A 1,194-nucleotide genomic window follows, 5' to 3' on the forward strand; every position below is an offset into this window, starting at 1 on the left:
GCTGTACGCCTCTGCGGTGACGAGCCCGCGCGCCCTGACGCCGGCGCGGGGCGCGCAGCGTCCCCAGATGTGCAGCCCGTCGCCGGAGGGGCTGGTCTCGATGTAGGTTCTGCCTTCCACGGGGGCGAGGAGCATTTTGGCCCAGTCCGTCAGGTGGTTGCGCCTGTCGTAGCAGTGGTCGAGGTCGATGCACGCGAACCCGCCGCCGAGTGCGAATCCGAGTCCGTCGCCCGCTGTGGAGCCGAGCGCGTCCCACCATGCGCACCATGTGGCCGGGTCGGTGCTGGACGCGGGACGGCCCGCGATGGTGATGGGCCGCTTGGTGGTGCCGTCGCCGCGTGTGACGCGCTTCCAGCGCAGCCACCGGTCGGCGTGCGTCATCTCGTACGGTATCGCGTTGCGCCCGGCCCGCCGCTCGCGCATGGCGGCGGTGCGGCAGCGGTCGGAGCAGTAGCGGCGCGGCCTGCCGCGTCCTGCCGCATCCATCGCGCTTCCACAGTATTCGCATGTCCCGTTCACACAATCCACTATATCGTGACATCGCTTAAAAAACAATATAACGGCCATATTCCAACGTTTTATTCATAACGTGACATGGCTTGAAGAGGTGAAAGACGGACGGCGAGGAAAGCGTCGCGCGAACGTGGAAGGCCCCAGCGAGCCGAGGAAACGGCCACGGGAGGGGCGAACGGGACAAGACCGGCGGAAAACGACGCAGGAGGAAAAACGGGGATTTCAGGCGCATGCACAACCGGAGGTGCTATCCGGCGGTTATACCGGTGTCGCCGGGGAGTCCCCTCCCACCCGGCGTGGCGTCCAGTCTAGCAGTCCGGGTTGTCTTTCGCTCGGATGCAGTCTCATGAGCTTGCGCCGCCGGTTGCGTTCGGCGTTCTCCCGCTCGGTCTTGGCTTTGTGGCATTCGTGCGACAGCCATGGAAGGTTGTCGAGGTCGTGGTCGTCGCCGGCGACGATGTGGTCGCACTCCGTACCCACCCCGTTGCATCCGGGGGCGTGGCTGGCGGCCTGGCATCTGCCGCGTGCGCGTGCTCGGACGGCGGCCTTGCGCCGCCCCCAGTCGGAGGGCAGCCGGTACCGCCTGTCGCTGGTGTACCAGCGCTCGCGTCGGCTCGCGGAGGGCATGACATCCACCTCTCTCCACCGTCGGGGGCTTCGGCGCGTCGTGGTGTCTGAGGC

At 67.3% G+C, this 1,194-nt stretch carries 1 protein-coding gene; it reads right to left on the reverse strand.

The features are described from left to right. The coding region (locus tag AB5287_RS10015) for a bifunctional DNA primase/polymerase (RefSeq protein WP_368221180.1) at positions 1-486 on the reverse strand (486 nt) is incomplete at its 3' end. Positions 487-1,194 lie beyond the last annotated feature (708 nt).

Origin of the sequence: Bifidobacterium sp. RTP21102st3_E2_RTP21102_210122 (assembly GCF_040916945.1) — a bacterium.
Classification (GTDB): Bacteria; Actinomycetota; Actinomycetes; order Actinomycetales; family Bifidobacteriaceae; genus Bifidobacterium; species Bifidobacterium longum.